Origin of the sequence: Enterococcus sp. DIV0682, assembly GCF_051712685.1 — a bacterium.
GTDB classification, from domain to species: domain Bacteria; phylum Bacillota; class Bacilli; order Lactobacillales; family Enterococcaceae; genus Enterococcus; species Enterococcus faecalis.
Genome location: NZ_JBIOPK010000001.1, coordinates 67,646 through 84,830, shown reverse-complemented (window position 1 = coordinate 84,830; position 17,185 = coordinate 67,646). Strand labels below are relative to the sequence as shown.

Here is a 17,185-nt window from a genome sequence, read left to right as displayed (position 1 = left end):
GTTCCGCTCTAGTGATAACGAAGCGTAGAACATTCATTTACTAACTACTCACTTTACATGACGTTGTTATTTTCTGTCACCAATTCTAGCTCTTGCAAGTAATGATCCAAAGTCGCGTGATGTTGATCGACATCGGCTAACTCTGTTTCAATTTTAGCTAAACGCGTGTTCATGCGTTGAATTTCCGTTAGTGTTTGTTGTAAAACGTTTAAAATCCGTTCATCGTTAGGCATTGAAATCACTCCTTGTCCATTTATAGTTCTGAGCCGTGTTCAATCTCTTCAATCGTTTCAAGAGACAAATCTTTGGCATCATTTTTAGCTTTGTGGAAGACCATATATAAAATAGTACAAACGATTGGGATACAGCCTGCTAAGAAGTACATTTGTTGGAATGACATAAAGTTACGTAATTCACCTAAAACGTACGGACCAACCCCTAATCCAAGGTCTAAACCAATGAAATAAGTCGATAAAGCAATCCCGATACGGTGAGGACTTGGGCTTTCTTGAAGACAAACCGCTTGGCCATTTGACATGAAAGTCCCATAACCTAAGCCAATTAACCCACCTGAAACTAATAACATCCAACCCGACGTAGTCATACTTAATAAGAACAGGCCTAGTGTTAAGAAAATGTAGCTCGGATACATGACGTAGCGTTCCCCTTTGACATCGAAAATCCGACCTGTCGATGGACGTGTTAAGGTAATCACGACTGCATAGACGATAAAGAAGAAGGTGCTGACGTCAACTAAATCGATTACTTTGACATAAGAAGATAAGAAAGATAAGACACTTGAATAAGCAAGCCCCATTAAAAAGGCGATAAATGTAATAAATAAAACTTTCTTTTCAACAAAACTATCAAAATTCCATTTAGATAAAGCTTCACGATGTTCAGGTGTTAACTCAATATTTTTCACTGGGAAAATGAAGCAAGCAATGGTTGTTAACAAAATTAAAATAATTGAAAAGTTAATAATGACATGGAAGTTGGAAACATTTAACAATAACATCCCAATAAATGGCCCGATGCCGGCTGCTAAACTAGTACTCAAACCATAATAATTGATCCCTTCCCCTTTTTTATTTTTAGGGATATAGGCGGTAACAATTGCGTTGGTCGCTGTCGAAACGGTTCCGTAACCAAACCCATTTAAAAAACGGACCAGATAAAGAATGCCCATACTTGGCATATACATATACGCAACAGTCGTTAAAAGATAAAACAAAGCCCCATAACGTAAGACTTGTTTGCGCCCAATCAGTTCAAGGAGTTTCCCCATGAAAAGTCGTGCAAGCAATGTCCCGATGATGTAAATTCCTGAGGCCAAACCCGCTTGACCTAAAGTAGCGTGTAAGCTATCTTGCGCAATCACCGCAATAATAACCATTAATAAATAATAAACAAGATAGACAATGAAATTAATCACTGTAATACTGATAAAGCCTTTATTCAAAAGCTTTGTTGGTGTTTGTTCTGTCATAATTCTTTGAATTCCTCTCTCTTTTGTTCTGTTTATTTTGTGTTGCTATTTTTCAATAAAAGACCGCTATCCCCTCACTTTGATGACTTATCAAAAAATTTTCTGAAATTCATTTGCAGTTATTACTATACGAGATATCCGTTACAAAAAAATGTAAATTTGTGAATGATAAACGTTATCTACAAATAACTTCAACAAATGTTGTTGATTTTTGTTGAAGAAAGAGTCCTCAACTATTCTCAAAATATCGAATGGTTGAGGACTCTTTCTTTTAATTAAAAATAAGTTCACATCTATTACAAACTGTCTATAGTTTGACTCTGTATGTCTAAGACATCGGTTACTTTTTGGCCAAATTGTCCTTGGATCGACTTTTCTAAGCCAGTATTTGCATTTTCTATTGAGCGTTTGGCTTGTGCTAAAGCATTTTTTTCCCTTCGCTTGCTTTTCTGTACTTTTTTACTCTGTTGTTGTAACAGCGATAAACCGAGAGACTGCGCTGTTACTTTTTGCAGATTCTTTTGGTATTCTTTCCATAATTTCTCCAATAACTCCATGAACATCCTCCTTCGTTAACTTTCCCGCTGTGCATTTAATTTTCTATACTTTATTTCTAACTCTTCCCTCTGACGGTAAAGTTTTCTCTTAGCATGACTTACTTCTTCTGAAAAGTCATATTCTAATCGGCCAAGCGCTTGTCTCGCTTGTTGTAGTGGTTGCTGATTTTCGGCAATCATTCGAATAGCAGACTGAATGTTATAATAGGTTTCTTCAGCGAGTTGTTGGCTTTTTCTCTGATAAGAAGCTAAGAGCATTTCTTGCTCATCTAACTCCCGCAATTGTCTGCGGCATCTTTCTAGCTCATCGGCTGTCGTCATGTTAAGGCTCCTTTCAGTTGGTTCGCTAATTCTTGATCTCTCTGAACCAATTCATTTATTTTAGCGGTAATTTGTTGGGTTAATTGAACAAATGAAGTTCTAATACGATTGATTTTGCTGAATTTTTGCTGGAAATATTCCAGATCTTGGTCAACCATCGTTTGTTTCGTACATTGGACTTGATCCATCGCCTCTCTCATTTCTGCATACGAAAGTTCTGGTGTATGTCGTTGAATGAGTTGCAATCCGTTTTCCCAATCTTCTTGTAATTCTTGCATCACTTTTTTGTAAATATGTAGGCACTCTTCCATCGCTACATCAAATTGTGATGCGGCGACTTTAACAACCGCTAAGGCTTGACTATCTTCTAAATAAATCCGTTCATTACTAGATAATCCGCCACCGCTCGCCGTTAAAGAAACACGTAATTCATTCAACTGATTAAATTGTTTCAGTTGTTCTTGAAGCCATTTGTTTTCTTTTTTTAAACGGTTGATTTCTGCCAATGTCTCAGGATTCGTGCCGTCGTAAGTCTCCAGCCCACGGATTCTATTTTTATTTTCTAAAATCTGCTGCGCCAGGATGGTTTGCTCGATTGCAACGCCACCATGCCCATCTGAATAGACAGCAATATCGCCAAATTTATCAATATAATTACCGGCATCATCAGTTTTAAACATATCCAAATCATGGCCGAACGTCTTTTTAACCCAACCGACAATTACGCCACTATAATTATCAACTCCAAAACTATAAAAAGGAATTTTCCCTTGTCCACCTGTTACAAAACTGCTGGTGACCGCATCTGAAGTATCATAGAAATTAATAATTTGACCTTTGTAGTTTTTAATTTGTTCGTCTGTCAATCCTGAACCAGCCGCACCATACGTGATGGCATTGTAGCCTTTCAAAACCGCAACATAAATTGCTTCGGCACCACCAAGAGAATGACCTGTCGTGTTAATTGTATAGCCAGCTTCAGGAGAATATTGGCGCTCAATCTGACTGGCATATGTTAAAGCAGCTTGGAACGCTCCAGCTTGGTGTTTGTTATTAAAGCCAATTTCTCGAAAATTGGTTTTCCAATCTTGCCATGATTTGGTACCAGCGTAGACAATGGTGAGATTTTGGTTGATTACGGATTGGGGATAGCCTTTGATGTCTTTCAAATCATCTTCGTCCCAAGATTTATATTCATCTTTAATTTCCGCTACCGTCATAGCTTGCATGCTGTTGCTTCTTGGTTCATGTTCGTATCCGAAGGTATCTTTATCGGTGTCAATGGTGTCGATTACAATGTGATTTGTTCCTTTTATTTTCTCATTGATTTGAACATTTTCCTTCTCTACTTCGTATACTTTGTTCGAAATTTTCCGGTAATTATCCATTACTTTATCCCTCCTTCATCATACACAATTGAGTCCTCTGGCATTTTCTTCTTTGTGGGCTTATCTTTTTTTTCAATGTAATAGGGACCTTTGCCTGTACCGTTTGTTATGCTATAAATGAACTTTTCAGTTTCTGCTGATATCGTGTCTAAATCCACTTCTTCTTCATACACGTCGTTGATGGTAAAATAAACTTTTAATGTATTCATTGGTCCTACTATAAAACTAGTAAATTCTACTTTGTTGATATTAGAGTATTCTCTAATACTTTTCATTTTTTGTAGATATTCTTTTTCTGTTATTGAACCATTTCCTCGATTATATTTTTTCTTTATTTCTTCCGATTTTTCTTTATTTTTTGTATAAATCCGATAGTTATTATACAAATAGTTTGCTAAATCTGTTTGGATTTCGTGTAATTTTGCTTTTTCTTGTTCGTCCATGTACCATTTCCCTCCAATTCCTATGATTAAGATAATGAGTAATCCGATTAACCATTGCTTCCTATGTTTCACTGATTCACCTCCTTGTTCTTTATGTACGATAATTTTTATTGGTTTGTTCCTTTATATGTCATCGATTACAATAAAGTCAGTACCTTCAAGCTTAGTATTTATTTTATCCTTTTGAACGCCGTAGACCTTATCTGATAAAATTCTATTCTGATCCATTAACGAATTCCTCCTTCATCATACGTCACTAAATTTTCTGGTAAAGGTAAATTGGTTGCTGTTGGCTTTTTCTCAAGATAATAGGGGCCTTCTCCCTCATGCTCACCGATTTTGAATACTAACTTATTTGTCTCTGCGGAAATAGTGTTGAGATACGTCTGTTTATCTAGCTTATTATTTATTGTATAGTGTACTTTCAACATTTTCATTGGACTTACCGAAAATCTGGTAAATTCTATTTTGTTGATGTCGGAGTATTCTCTTAACGCACTTAATTTATTAAAATACTCCTCTTCTGAAATACTTCCTTTCCCCTTATTAAACTCTTGATAAATCTCTTCGACTTTTTTTGATTTCTCGTATAAATCCGATAGTTATTATACAAATAGTTTGCTAAATCTGTTTGGATTTCGTGTAATTTTGCTTTTTCTTGTTCGTCCATATACCATTTTCCTCCAATTCCTATGATTAAAATAATGAGTAGTCCGATTAACCATTGCTTCCTATGTTTCACTGATTCACCTCCTTGTTCTTTATGTACGATAGTTATCCATTACTTTATCCCTTCTTCATAATACATAATTTTATTCTTTGGCACTGTTACAGAAGTTGGCTGTTCTTTTCTTTCCAAAACATAATTATTTATCGTGTTGCCTGTGTTAAAACTATAGCGAAATTTTCCTGTTTCTGCTGAGATAGTACTTAATGTTGTATTATCTTCATACACATCGTTAATAATAAATTCGACCTCTAAACCTTTCATTGGCCCTACTGCAAAACTGGTAAATTCTACTTTTTTAATATCGGAGTATTTGGCAATTTCATCTAATTTATTTGAATACTCTCGATAACTCAATTCTCCATTTCCCTTATTATATTTCTTCTCTAATTGTGCTCTTTCTTGCTCATCAAATGTATAAATTCGATAGTTATTATACAAATAGTTCGCTAAGTCTGTTTGAATTTCGTGTAGTTTTACTTTTTCTTGTTCGTCCATATACCATTTTCCTCCAATTCCTATGATTAAAATAATGAGTAGTCCGATTAACCATTGCTTCCTATGTTTCACTGATTCACCTCCTTTTTGCCACGCAACGACTTTTTAATTAAATTCTAACAAAACCACCTATCAAAGGAAAGCTATATTTAATCCAATTTTAATAAACTGAATGATATTAAAGAATATAAAAAAAAGAGTTTGGACAATCGCCCAAACTCTTCTGAAAAATCTTCTCTATTTTCGTCCTAAAATCCATGAAACGATGGCAACTAAAATCACTGCCCCGATAATCGATGGCACAATAGCCATCCCAGCTAAGCTTGGTCCCCATGTGCCTAAAATGGCTTGACCAATTGTTGAACCAACTAACCCTGCAATGATATTGGCAATAATGCCCATCGATGATCCTTTTTTAGTAATTGCTCCAGCGATTGCCCCAATGACACCACCGACAATTAATGCCCAAATAAAGCCCATGATTGTTTCCTCCCTTTAACTGTTTATTCTACACGTGGTTCCATATTTTCTTTGACTTGTTCTGTTCCTTTATTCACAGCTTTTTTTGCTTTTTCTGTTTGTTCAGAAGCAAATTCACCGGTACTTTTGGCAGCGCCTGTGACTTTATCTTGAACCGTTTCGCTATCTTCTTCGTATTCTTCTTTTGATTTGATATCAACTACGTTAACATTCACTTCAATCACATCTAAGTGGGTCATTTTTTTCACTTCACGGCTGATTAATTCTTTCATTTTTTCGTAAATGTCTTGAATATCTTTGCCGTATTCTACTACGATATCCATATCAACAGCGACTTGTTTTTTACCAACTTCGGTATCAATACCAGCTGTGACGTTATCTGTGTTTACTAATTTTTCAGCAATATTTGAGAAAAAGCCGCCATCGACTGTTAATAGACCATCGACATTTTCTAAGGCTAAACCGATAATTTTTTGAACGACTTTATCTTCAAATGTTAATTCACCTTTGATTGCATGATCTTCTGGTGTGTGTGGTCCGTTTCCTGCTGGTTTTGGTACATTATTGAATTTTTCGTTACTCATGGTTCATTCCTCCTAGTTTCTTCTATTATTGCTTTATTTTTAATAAAATAATAACCAATTATTGAACACGAGGTGCCGTGTTTTCTTTGACTTTTGTCTTGCCTTTAGTTACCGCATGTTTGGCTTTGTTGGTTTGTTTTGACATAAAACTACCTGTCGCTTCAGCGGCGTTGCCAAGTTTATCTTGGACCGTTTCACTTTCTTCTTGGTACTCTGCTTGTGTTTTGATATCTACTACGTTGACATTGACTTCGATTACTTCCAAGTGAGTCATTTGTTGGACTTCACGAGTAATAACCTCTTTCATTTGATCATAAATGGTCTCGATATCTTTCCCATATTCGGCTACAATGTCCATATCCACTGCGACTTGTTTTTTGCCGACCTCGGTGTGAATGCCTGTTGTAACATCTTCACTGTTAATCATTTTATCTCGTAAATTCGAGAAAAAACCACCGTCCACAGTTAACAAACCGTCGACTTCTTCCAAAGCAATGCCAATAATTTTTTGGATTACTTTATCCTCAAACGTCAACTCACCTTTAACAATCGATACATTTGCATTTTCCATAGCCAAAACCTCCTATTTATGATGAAAATAATTTTTGACAATGCCTGTCTGTTCCAAATACAAACCTAGCCAAATACCTAGTCCTGTCAGGAGTACTACTAACAATGTTTTAAAGAAGCCGATTGACAGAAACAAGATTGCAAAAACCAAGCCGACTAGGCCACCAATTAACGGAACGGCATATTGTTTTATCCATTCAACCATTGTACATCCCTCCTACTCCACACGTGCTTGTGTTTGCTGTTGTTGTGGTCGTTTCATTGATTGAATATCTTCAAAATGAACATCAATCGTAATCTTGTGACCAGTTCCCACCAAACGAGCAAGCCGTTCTTCCATTGTTTTTGACCAAGCTTCTGTTTGTCCAATTAAATCTGCCGTTCGTTTCAGTGTGCCTTTGACATTGACCTTAATGCGCCGTTTTGTCGCCTTTACACGAATGGTTGGTGCTTCCAGAAAGTCACTGTCTTGCAAGCTAGAGCGTACAAATCCTTCGATGGCTTTACGGTGTAACACTAACTTTCCTTGCTCTTCTTTTAATTCAAACGTGCCTTTTCTTCTTGGGAATAAAAGAATGAATAAAAATAGAAAGAGCATAATTCCTAGTAAAACCAGCGCTACCCAAAAGATTGCTTGACGTGCGTACTCGTTGTCTTGCAAGAACAATTGGACATTATCTGGTGGTTGCCAAGCTGTATCGACTGACCAAGTGGTGATGGCCACCGCGCCAAATAATGCCATTAAAATCAGTGAACCTAGAAGCAAAAGTATTTTAACAACTTTATTCACGGAACATCCCTCCTAAAGATTAATTGCTTCTCCACCAGTTACGCCATAAACTTGAGCCGTAACATAACTTGCATCATTGGACGCCAAGAAAACATAAACAGGGGCTAATTCAGCAGGCTGACCTGCACGTTCCAGTAAAGAATGTTGCCCAAATTCTGGCAACTCTTCAATTGGTTGTCCATGATCTAACTGTAACGGTGTCCAGATTGGTCCTGGAGCCACGCCATTTACCCGAATGCCTTTTGGTGCCAGTTGTTTTGCTAAACCAACGGTAAAGTTGGCAATTGATGCCTTCGTTGCTGCATAATCCAACAAATGCTCACTGGGATTAAAGGCTTGGACGGAAGTCGTTGTCACAATACTACTTCCGGCAGGCAAGTGAGGCACTGCTGCTTTGACAATGCCAAACATCGCAATAATATTGACATGGAAAGTGTCTATCACTTGTTCCATTGGTAATTCTTCAATAGCGGCACAGGAAATTTGTTGGGCAGCATTTAAAACAAGGGTATCCAAGCCGCCTAATGCTTCACGAGCTTGTGCAACCAATTCTTCAGGTGCCTGTTTATCTCTTAAATCTGCTGGCAAAAGAATGACTTTTCGGCCAGCTTCTCGTATATAGTGCGCCACTTCTTCGGCGTCTTTTTCTTCACCTGGGAAAAAATGTAAGGCGATATCTGCGCCTTCGCGAGCAAAAGCAATCGCCGCAGCTCGTCCAATCCCAGAATCACCGCCTGTAATTAATACCCGACGATTTTCTAATTTGTGATTTCCGACATAGCTGTCTTCCCCACAATCTGGTTTAGGGACCATTTTGTCCTGTAATGCGGGAGTTTCTTGATCTTGTTGCGGAAATCCATCACTATAAAATAACTTTCTTGGGTCTTTTAAGTTTGGTTCTGTCATTAAATCTCCTCCCTTTCTACTATTACCTTAATACAATTTTTTCTTTTTGAAAAATATTTGAGCACATAAAATAAAAAAAATATTTTTAATACTCATTAAGCGAAATTTTTGGCAAAATTATCTAAAAGCTGATTTTATTTTTCAAAATAGCGTTTAATTGACCTTTTTTATCAACATTTGTTATTGACATATGATGTCCAATTCGCTTAAATAAGAAAGAAGCCCAACAGGCAAAAACAAAAATATTTAGAGATAATTGAGGAGTTACCGCCAATGAGAAATGTTTTACAAGACTACTTAGATGAACATTCCTTTCGAGTCGTTGTAAAAAAGAAGAAAAATTATTTAACTTATGAAGGACTGCAAGATCGTTATGCCTATATTTTAAAAAGTGGCATCATCAAAACTAGCGTTATTTCCAAAGACGGTCGTGAATTTAATTTACGTTATATCAACAATTTGGAAATTGTTTCATTGCTACGTGATGAATATTCAGAATTTATTGATGCACCTTTTAATATTCGCATCGAATCTCCACAAGCAGAACTTTACCAAATCGACCGTGTTCAATTTTGGCGGGATATCAATAATAGTAAAGACTTGCAAATGTATGTCAAAGAATACTATCGGGACCGTTTAATGCATTCCATGAAAAAGATGCAGCAAATGTTGATGAATGGCAAATTTGGGGCCGTTTGTACACAAATCTATGAAATGTACGATTCATTTGGCGTAGAAACAGAGGAAGGTATTTTAATTGATTTCGTGGTGACCAATGAAGAAATTGCGCATTTTTGCGGGATAACTTCTGCTAGTAGCGTTAACCGGATGATGCAGCAACTAAAAGAGTTAGGGGCAATTGAACTACGTAACCGCAAAATTTTGATTAAAGATTTAGATATGATTAGAGATAACATTATTGTTTAACATCAGTACCCCCGCAAGTTTGACCTTGCGGGGGTACTTTTTCATCCACTTGACAACACGTATTACACGTATTAAAATATATCCTGTCAGGAGGTATTGTGCACATGCCAATGACACAAAAACAAATGGTCAAATTGCTAAAAAAGCACGGTTGGTTACCAACCGATGGTGGAAAAGGCTCCCATATAAAAATGGAGATGTCTGGCAAAAGACCCATCATTATCCCACACGGAGAATTGAAAAAAGGAACCGAAATAGGGATTTTAAAAGAGGCAGGGCTGAAATAGCCTTCCTCAATGATTGATAAGGAGGCATCATTCATGCTAATTAGTTATCCTGCATGTTTCTACAGTGTCGAGAATGGTTACTATGTTTATTTCCCAGATATAGGTGGTTCTGGTACGCAAGGAGATACAATTCCTGATGCAATTGCGATGGCTTCCGATTATTTAGGTATGATGTTATCTGATGATATTGAACATCAAAGAACAATCCACCAGCCATCTCCTATCAATACGTTGTCATTAGAAGATAATAATCCCTTTAGAGATGACGATGACTTTAATTTTAACCTTGCAGACTCGTTTGTTTCTATGGTAAATGTAGAACTAAATGATTATTTAGGAACAAATACGTTAGTCAAAAAAACCGTCACCATTCCCAAGTGGTCTGATGAACTCGGGAAAAAAAATAAATTGAATTTTTCTAAAACCTTGACCGATGCCATCGTTGAAAAGTCGCTACATGTTTTAAAGTAGCCTTGAGAAAGCACCCCGCACGCTTGACCTTGCGGGGGTGTTTTTTATTTTTCAGTGACAATATTCACAGGAAATTGTCCATAATCTAAATTAAATGTCCGACCAGCCGTCAGCTGAAGCATTTCTTTTTTCATGCCTTCCGCCAAACGTGCATCCCCAAAACTTTCAATCATATCAATAACGGTGATTACTTCTTTATAATATCTCATTTTGCCAGTGTACAGATAATACGTAAGATTTTTTAAATAACGTAAGTTAAAATGAATATAGTAGATTTCGGCAGGAATCGTGGTAACACTCATTAGCGCTAAATATTCCCGGGCTTTCGCATAATTTTTCTTATAAAGTTGCGCTGTAATGATATTTAGGTAAAAACCATAGGCGACATTTAATGTTTGGGTATCACGTAATTCAGCATCTTTGACAGGAAACATCTGCTCAAGAATCTGAAGGACTTCGTTTTCAGAAAATAACGCCCCTGTATTAGTCACCATTTGATAATCGTAATATGTATAGTAGCTTTTGCTAGAGATAAGTGCGAGAATTGCCATTCGATCAGTTTCATCAAATTCTGGAATTTCCTCCCAATCATTACTGAAAGTTAGCTTAATATCTGTATAAATAGACATCTCTACTGCGTTTTTTTGGGGATTGCGCTCTAATTGATAAAAGTAATGAATCAGGTTCTTTTTTTCACTTGTATTGTTCAACCCCATTTGACAACATTCAATTTGATGCATAATTTTAGATGAAGCCGTACTTCTTGTTTCAGAGACCATATGAAAAAATTCATTAAAGGTAATCCCAAGTGACTGTAATGCTGTCATTAAATCCTCGTAACTTAGCTTGGCTTCACCAATTTCGATTCTTCGATAGGTTTGTTTCCCTTTTTTTGGTAAAACATCTTTCTGAGCAATTTTTTTCTTTTTTCTAAAATACTTTAATGCCTCTAACACATCCATAATATGCTCCTTTCTATTAATAAGTTAATATTAAGTATTATTTTTTTATTAACTAAAATATACTATTTTCTAAAAAATTATTTCTATGAACTTTAATATTATCAAATAATCGAATAATATATTTGTTTGAATTATTTTTTCGCACATTATAATTGTTAGACGTCAACAAATTTTAAAAAAACTTTTCTAATTCGTTCTTGAAGAAACTAAGATATCTGTCTTATAATGAAATTCAATATAACTCAGAGCAGGAGGTGTCGCAATGTTTGGTTTCAATATTAGTTTATTTCTTATTACTCGGTTCCGTTAAACCCACTCTTCACTAACCATTGTACAATCAATTTCCTTGAATATCTATTTCATTTTTATTAAATAACATTTTTAATAAAAGTACATATATTTTTATTTTCGGATATTTTCTTTAATTAAATGAAATATATTTATTAAAACAAATAAATTACATTCAATTAAATCAGAAGGAAACAGATTGTAGCAAGTGAAGAAAAAAACAGCTCTTGAGTGATATTTTCTCAAGAGCTGTTTTTCTATTTTATTTCAAAAGCGGTTTGCGTTGTGGGGTTATTACTTAATAAGGTGTTTTTATACAGTAAATAGTACGCTGCCGCTGACCAACTAAAGTTTTTCGTACTTAGGCCCTTCCCTGTTAGTGGATCATAATTTTCATGAATAGGTCCTTCTCCCATCAATCCTTCGGCATGTAAGAAGAGTTTTTGTGTCATTTCTTTCGCTTCTTTTGTATAGTCATAGTTTTGAAGAGCTTCTACACCAAACAAGGCTTGATCAAGCCAAACTGGTCCCCGCCAATATTTCGTTGCAGCAAATTTTTCATTGTCTTTGGATGCTGTTGGGAATGGCATAAAGGTATTGAACATTTCTTGATTCATCATGTTTTTCTTAACTGCCGCCGCCTGTTCTTCGGTCGCTACTTTTGCCCAAAGCGGCAACCAGCCTTCTGTTCCTTTGCCACGATTGACTAACAATTTTGTTTTCGAGCCGTCTTCATTTATTTGTAAGTCATAGAAGAAGCCTGTTTTTTCATCAAACATATTTTCTTGAATATATTTTTTTAGTTTCTTCGCTTCTTTTTGATAGTTCTTATAGTCCTCTTTTTTGCCTAGTTCTTCTGCTATCGAAGCTAAATAGCCCTTTTCAGCGTAGAGATACGCATTCAAATCCACTGATTCTTGATTAATCGAATACCCCACTACTTTTCCTTTATTTTTATTTTCAAAAACTTTAACTCCAACGTCGCCTTTGCCCACACCTTCTTTGTCAAACCGTGTAGCGTTATCCATGCCACTTTCCCACGCGGCTGCTTCAATAACAGCATCATCATCCACTTTAGGTTGGCCATTTTTATCTTTAATGATTTGATCCTTGTCGTCTTTTTGCCAGTGAGCATCACTGACCATGCTTCCATATTCTGCTATCCCATTTTTATTGTGGTCTCTGTTGGTATACCACCAATTATGATAAGCCACAAGTTTGGGATACATTTCTTTTAAAAATTCCTTATCTTTGGTTTCTTGATAAATATGCCAAACTGCCCATGCAGCCAATGGTGGTTTAGAATTTCGTTCATTCCAGTTGCCACCTTCACCACCACGCGCACTGTCTTGATTGTAAAAGACAGCATCAATGATCGCTCCTGCATCTTGTGGACGTACGGTATCATCTTTTTGAATTTGATAATCAAACAAGGCCCGCATATTATTTTTAGCTAACTCAGGATTAAAATCAGCCGTTGCTACATCCGCTTTCCACGAATCCCAAGCCCACATACCAATAAACCATTTATAAGACATGGACGGAACAATCCCGTCATGCTTAAAGGCACCTGCCGCACTTCGCCAATTGGTATTAATCGTTTCAATCGATTTGACTAGCGCATTTTGATATTCAGGAAATTCTGCTGTTTTCTTTTGATCAAACGTTTTATCTAGATATCCTTGCCATCTTTGCTTGTTCTCTTTGAAATAGCGCGCCGCATTTTTGGTATATTCGGGTGCTTGTTGTTGTTCCTTTGCCTCTTCCTCTTTTGTAAAAGTATAGCTTTCTGTCGTATAGGTGTTGTACGTTTGTTTAGGCTTCAATTCAATTGGTTCAGCGGTCGCTGTATAATTCCGATTATCAATTTTTGTTGAAACTTTATCCGCATGATGAATCGTATATTTTGTGTCTTTCGTAGCAAAATAATTCCACGTTTCTCTGACTTCACCAAAATTCACTTGAATGTCATTGTCTTTAGCAGTTAAACGAGTACCAATATCTAAGGTTTCCGTTCCCTCTTGAATTTTGTCAAAGACCGCACCTGTCCAGCTTGCTTCAAGTGACAAGGGATCTTCACCAGTGTTTTCAAGTGTCGTTTGGATAAGCGCCGTTCGATTGCTGACAAAAATTAAAGCTAAATGAATCGTTAGATCGTCTAATTCATAGGTTTGCTCTAGGCGCCCAGGATAATAAGACAGGTCCATGCGGTTGCTTTGGCTTAAATCATAGGTTTCTCCCGTTTTTTTATTTTTGACCGTTAATTTGTTTAAACTTGCCGCCAAGTTTACCGGATATTCTTCCGCAATAATCAACGGCCCCGCAAAACCACCCAGTAGCTCTTTATTGCTTTTTTCAGGTAAATAGTAGCCATGCCATGCACCTAAATCAGAAAAATTATTAAAATAATTGGTATCGTATACGCCATTCGTCCGTTCAGTTGGTGATGCACTCACATCTAAAACATTTGCAAATTCATCAACTTTTGTTCTTTCAACACTTGCTTGCACTTCCCCGCTTAACGCAAAACAGCTGACTACGGTGATTCCTAACGCTAACCAAGTAGACACCCGTTTCTTTTTTGATAAACCCTTCATAAAACCCCTCCTATAAAATGATAGCGCTTTATACACTGATTTATTATCAGCAAGGACTATGCCAAATGGAGTGTATCCCTTTTTATTATTGAAAGATTCAACTTTCTCTAGAAAAAAAGCGACCGTATCGAAGTGTATTGATCAAAAAATAACGAGTGTATCGATAGTGTATTTAGTTTATGCTTGATTCTGTTTTATTTTCGTAGCTTCCACAAATTTTTCAGTAATTTTTTGCGGTCGTGTAATAACAGATCCCACCACCACGCTATAGGCACCTAGCTCCAGAACACGTTGGACTTTTGCTGGCGTACCAATCATTCCTTCTGCAATGATTGGTGTAGTAAAATGCTTCTTTGCTTCTCTTAACAGTTCAAAATCATTTTGTTCAATCCGCTGATTTTCACTTTGCGGCGTATAGCCGACTAACGTTGTGCCAATATAATCAAAGCCTAACTCCGCCGCTTCAATCATCTCTTCCAGCGTGGAACAATCCGCCATCCATTCTTGGTTAGGATACTTTTCTTTTATTCTTTTGAAAAATGTGGCTAACGTTTCGCCATTTGGTCGTTTCGAATGGGTTGCATCGAGAGCGATAATTTCTGGCTGAACAGCCATTAATTCATCTACCTCACGCATAGTTGCGGTAATATATACTTCTGCGTCAGGATAATCTCGTTTAATAATCCCAATGATTGGTAAATCAACCTCTTTCCGGATTGCTCGAATGTCTACCACAGAATTTGCTCGAATACCTTTAGCCCCTCCTTGTTTAGCGGCCAAAGCCATCTTGGACATGATAAAAGAACTATGCAACGGTTCGTCTGCCAACGCTTGGCAAGAAACAATTAATGACCCTTTGATTTCTTTATTCAACATTAATCCCTCCAATTTAAAAGCGATTACAAACACAGTATACCTACAACAGCTGAAATATGCCACTCTTCTAAATAAGAACAAACGTTTCACGTGAAACAAAAGAAAGCAAGCGGTTAAGGCTTGCTTTCTTTTGACTTATTTTTAATTTTTACGACCCTCTAAATAATCATACCCAAAATGTGCATACGCAAATGGCGTTGCAATTCGTCCTCGCGGTGTTCGTTTAATGAAACCTTTTTGAATAAGATAGGGTTCATACATATCTTCCACCGTTTCGGTTTCTTCACCGATATTTACAGACAAGGTACTTAAACCAACCGGACCGCCGCCGTATAAATCAATCATTGTTTTCAACAATTTTTGATCGACATAATCCAAGCCTTGATGGTCCACTTGCAGTAAGGTTAACGCTTTGTCTGCAATCGCTCGGTCGATTTTGCCATCTGATTGAACTTGGGCAAAATCACGGACACGTTTTAACAAACGGTTAGCAATTCGGGGGGTTCCTCTTGAGCGGCGCGCAATTTCAAAGGCACCTTCCTCAAAAATCTCCGTTTGAAAAATATCCGCAGAACGAAGAACGATTTCTTTTAAATCCTGCTCTTGATAATACTCCATGTGAGAAATAATCCCAAAACGATCTCGTAATGGCGCTGAAAGCATCCCTGCCCGTGTGGTAGCGCCCACTAAAGTAAAAGGCGGTAATGGAAAATGAACGGGATGTGCCGTGGTTCCTTGACCAACCATGATATCAATGTAAAAATCTTCCATTGCGGAATACAGCATTTCTTCCACAACTCGCGGCAAACGATGAATTTCATCGATAAATAACACATCACCAGGCTCTAATTCGTTCAAAATAGCGACTAAATCTCCCGCCCGTTCGATGGCTGGTCCACTTGTGGTACGAATGTTCACATTCATTTCATTGGCGATGACCATCGCCATTGTCGTTTTCCCTAAACCTGGTGGACCATAAAGAAGGGTATGATCCAACGCTTCATTCCGATTTTTCGCCGCTTCAATATAAATCGTTAGTTCTTGTTTTACTTTGTCTTGACCAATATATTGTGCTAAAAATTGTGGACGTAACGATTTTTCAATTGAAGCTTCTGCTTCTTGACTTGCAGCTGAAAGCAACCGTTCTTCTTCTGTCATCGTTATTCCTCCTTAGCGTTTCATCATGAATTTTAACGCATTGCTCAAATAAACATCTGTCGTTGTCTCACCTAACGCTTCCAATTGCTTAGTGATACGCTTAATCTCTCGGTCACTGTAGCCTAGGGCACTTAATGCTTCTAACGCTTCTGCCAATGCTTGATTGCTTGTTGTCACCACTTCGGTTGCGGTCATGGCCGCCACCGCTGCTTCGGAAGACTCTAATTCTCCTAGTTTTCCTTTTAAATCTAAAATCATTTGTTGGGCTGTTTTCTTGCCAACACCTGGGAACTTCGTTAAATATGTAACATCTTCCCCTTCAATTGCATTGATTAAACCACCATGATCAGCCACAGAAGCCATGATAGCTAAACCACTTTTAGGGCCAATTCCAGAGACACTGATTAATTTTAAGAACAATTGTTTTTCTTCTAAACTGCCAAAACCAAATAAAAGTTGTGCATCTTCCCGCACGACTTGGTGAAGATATAGTTTAATGTCCGTATCCATTTTTCCTGAATAGCGGTACGGGTTATCAACTGAAATCTGATAGCCAATGCCATTTGTTTCAACGACAATATAGTATGGGCTAACAAACGTTACTTTTCCAATAATATATTCGTACATGTTGTCACCTTTCCAATTGCTGATTGCGTACATATGTTCCATTTTACTTGATTCATTTATTTTAAGCGATATCTTCATCGTTTGCAAATATTCCTATGAGCAATCTATACTAATAGCCTGAAAACACTCTTTATAAAACAGCTTTCTATTGATGAAGCAAACAATAATTAATAACTAACAGAAGACAGATTAACACGCTCTCCCTAGTAGACAATAATTTTATGTACAACTCAGTCTAA

Annotated in this window: 21 protein-coding genes and 1 pseudogene; 3 read left to right on the top strand and 19 right to left on the bottom strand. The window is 37.0% G+C overall.

Annotated features, from left to right (window positions below; translation table 11 throughout):
- Positions 1-53: 53 nt before the first annotated feature.
- From IGK96_RS00395 to IGK96_RS00330, 14 genes and pseudogenes are all read right to left on the bottom strand, one after another.
- On the bottom strand, positions 54-233 hold the full coding sequence (locus IGK96_RS00395) for a hypothetical protein (RefSeq protein WP_002381345.1): 180 nt from the start codon (positions 231-233) through the stop codon (positions 54-56).
- Between the two features lie 20 nt (positions 234-253).
- On the bottom strand, positions 254-1,489 hold the full coding sequence (locus IGK96_RS00390) for an MFS transporter (RefSeq protein WP_002356101.1): 1,236 nt from the start codon (positions 1,487-1,489) through the stop codon (positions 254-256).
- 296 nt (positions 1,490-1,785) lie between these two features.
- On the bottom strand, positions 1,786-2,052 hold the full coding sequence (locus IGK96_RS00385; RefSeq protein WP_025189271.1) for a hypothetical protein: 267 nt from the start codon (positions 2,050-2,052) through the stop codon (positions 1,786-1,788).
- Between the two features lie 9 nt (positions 2,053-2,061).
- Positions 2,062-2,367 carry a hypothetical protein gene (locus IGK96_RS00380; RefSeq protein WP_002356099.1) on the bottom strand — a complete coding sequence of 102 codons (306 nt, stop codon included), beginning with the start codon at positions 2,365-2,367 and terminating at the stop codon, positions 2,062-2,064.
- Positions 2,364-3,755, bottom strand: coding sequence for a DUF2974 domain-containing protein (locus IGK96_RS00375; protein ID WP_010707942.1), 1,392 nt, complete (start codon positions 3,753-3,755; stop codon positions 2,364-2,366). The genes IGK96_RS00380 and IGK96_RS00375 overlap by 4 nt, the downstream gene beginning before the upstream one ends.
- Positions 3,755-4,270, bottom strand: coding sequence for a hypothetical protein (locus IGK96_RS00370; protein ID WP_010707941.1), 516 nt, complete (start codon positions 4,268-4,270; stop codon positions 3,755-3,757). Before IGK96_RS00370 ends, IGK96_RS00375 begins: the two co-directional genes overlap by 1 nt.
- A gap of 155 nt (positions 4,271-4,425) precedes the next feature.
- Positions 4,426-4,940, bottom strand: a pseudogene (locus IGK96_RS00365) (hypothetical protein).
- A 39-nt stretch (positions 4,941-4,979) separates the two neighbouring features.
- Entirely contained in the window at positions 4,980-5,495 is a 516-nt protein-coding gene (locus IGK96_RS00360; RefSeq protein WP_071646508.1) for a hypothetical protein, read from the bottom strand.
- Positions 5,496-5,660: 165 nt separating this feature from the next.
- Positions 5,661-5,903: a GlsB/YeaQ/YmgE family stress response membrane protein gene (locus IGK96_RS00355; RefSeq protein WP_002356092.1), complete on the bottom strand. Its 243-nt coding sequence runs from the start codon at positions 5,901-5,903 to the stop codon at positions 5,661-5,663.
- A gap of 23 nt (positions 5,904-5,926) precedes the next feature.
- The gene (locus tag IGK96_RS00350) at positions 5,927-6,487 is read right to left on the bottom strand and encodes an Asp23/Gls24 family envelope stress response protein (RefSeq protein WP_002356090.1); all 561 of its coding nucleotides are present in this window, start codon (positions 6,485-6,487) and stop codon (positions 5,927-5,929) included.
- Positions 6,488-6,545: 58 nt separating this feature from the next.
- Positions 6,546-7,058, bottom strand: coding sequence for an Asp23/Gls24 family envelope stress response protein (locus IGK96_RS00345; protein WP_002383483.1), 513 nt, complete (start codon positions 7,056-7,058; stop codon positions 6,546-6,548).
- 12 nt (positions 7,059-7,070) lie between these two features.
- Positions 7,071-7,262 carry a DUF2273 domain-containing protein gene (locus tag IGK96_RS00340; RefSeq protein WP_002356087.1) on the bottom strand — a complete coding sequence of 64 codons (192 nt, stop codon included), beginning with the start codon at positions 7,260-7,262 and terminating at the stop codon, positions 7,071-7,073.
- Between the two features lie 12 nt (positions 7,263-7,274).
- Positions 7,275-7,847, bottom strand: a complete 573-nt coding sequence (gene amaP / locus IGK96_RS00335; RefSeq protein WP_113821086.1) for an alkaline shock response membrane anchor protein AmaP — start codon at positions 7,845-7,847, stop codon at positions 7,275-7,277.
- A 12-nt stretch (positions 7,848-7,859) separates the two neighbouring features.
- On the bottom strand, positions 7,860-8,753 hold the full coding sequence (locus IGK96_RS00330) for an SDR family oxidoreductase (RefSeq protein ID WP_010775474.1): 894 nt from the start codon (positions 8,751-8,753) through the stop codon (positions 7,860-7,862).
- 273 nt (positions 8,754-9,026) lie between these two features.
- Here IGK96_RS00330 and IGK96_RS00325 point away from each other — a divergent pair, with 273 nt between their 5' ends.
- From IGK96_RS00325 to IGK96_RS00315, 3 genes are all read left to right on the top strand, one after another.
- Positions 9,027-9,680: a Crp/Fnr family transcriptional regulator gene (locus tag IGK96_RS00325; protein ID WP_002356081.1), complete on the top strand. Its 654-nt coding sequence runs from the start codon at positions 9,027-9,029 to the stop codon at positions 9,678-9,680.
- A gap of 104 nt (positions 9,681-9,784) precedes the next feature.
- A complete protein-coding gene (locus tag IGK96_RS00320; protein WP_002367585.1) occupies positions 9,785-9,967 on the top strand; it encodes a type II toxin-antitoxin system HicA family toxin in 183 nt (60 codons plus the stop codon).
- 33 nt (positions 9,968-10,000) lie between these two features.
- On the top strand, positions 10,001-10,438 hold the full coding sequence (locus tag IGK96_RS00315) for a type II toxin-antitoxin system HicB family antitoxin (RefSeq protein WP_010707936.1): 438 nt from the start codon (positions 10,001-10,003) through the stop codon (positions 10,436-10,438).
- A 44-nt stretch (positions 10,439-10,482) separates the two neighbouring features.
- Here IGK96_RS00315 and IGK96_RS00310 read toward each other — a convergent pair whose 3' ends face one another.
- The 5 genes from IGK96_RS00310 to ruvA form a co-directional block, all read right to left on the bottom strand.
- Positions 10,483-11,400 (bottom strand): helix-turn-helix domain-containing protein, encoded by a 918-nt coding sequence (locus IGK96_RS00310; protein ID WP_010713649.1) that lies wholly within the window; start codon positions 11,398-11,400, stop codon positions 10,483-10,485.
- A 545-nt stretch (positions 11,401-11,945) separates the two neighbouring features.
- Complete coding sequence (gene ygjK / locus IGK96_RS00305) at positions 11,946-14,285, bottom strand: alpha-glucosidase (protein WP_071646506.1); 2,340 nt, start codon at positions 14,283-14,285, stop codon at positions 11,946-11,948.
- A gap of 177 nt (positions 14,286-14,462) precedes the next feature.
- Positions 14,463-15,161 carry an N-acetylmannosamine-6-phosphate 2-epimerase gene (locus IGK96_RS00300; protein ID WP_010707934.1) on the bottom strand — a complete coding sequence of 233 codons (699 nt, stop codon included), beginning with the start codon at positions 15,159-15,161 and terminating at the stop codon, positions 14,463-14,465.
- Between the two features lie 141 nt (positions 15,162-15,302).
- Positions 15,303-16,319, bottom strand: coding sequence for a Holliday junction branch migration DNA helicase RuvB (ruvB, locus tag IGK96_RS00295; RefSeq protein ID WP_002381340.1), 1,017 nt, complete (start codon positions 16,317-16,319; stop codon positions 15,303-15,305).
- Between the two features lie 12 nt (positions 16,320-16,331).
- Positions 16,332-16,946 carry a Holliday junction branch migration protein RuvA gene (ruvA, locus tag IGK96_RS00290; RefSeq protein ID WP_002361491.1) on the bottom strand — a complete coding sequence of 205 codons (615 nt, stop codon included), beginning with the start codon at positions 16,944-16,946 and terminating at the stop codon, positions 16,332-16,334.
- Positions 16,947-17,185 lie beyond the last annotated feature (239 nt).